This is a genomic window from Massilia psychrophila, assembly GCF_002760665.1.
Lineage (GTDB): Bacteria > Pseudomonadota > Gammaproteobacteria > Burkholderiales > Burkholderiaceae_D > JAFCUW01.
The window spans coordinates 1-201 of sequence record NZ_PDOB01000113.1 but is presented as its reverse complement, the minus strand read 5'-3'; the positions used below and the strand labels follow the sequence as shown (position 1 = coordinate 201).

Annotated in this window: 1 pseudogene; it reads right to left on the bottom strand. The window is 65.2% G+C overall.

The annotated features are described in order from the left end of the window. A pseudogene (locus tag CR103_RS21870) lies at positions 1 to 187 on the bottom strand (IS66 family transposase); the annotation flags it as partial. Between the last annotated feature and the right edge of the window lie 14 nt (positions 188 to 201).

Sequence of the window (201 nt, the reverse complement as noted above, 5' to 3'; positions counted from 1 at the left end):
CGCCGCGCGCTTCTCCCACCCATGCCAGCAGCGCGCCGGGCGATACCGACAGGCCATAGATATCGTGAATCAGTTCGGCCGCGCGCGCAAAAGGCAACATTTGCCCCTGGGTCAGATGCACGCCCAAGGCCCGCACATTCGGACCGTACTGCGCCACCTCGGTGACGCCTTCCGGAAACGCACTCACGTGCACTTGGCCAC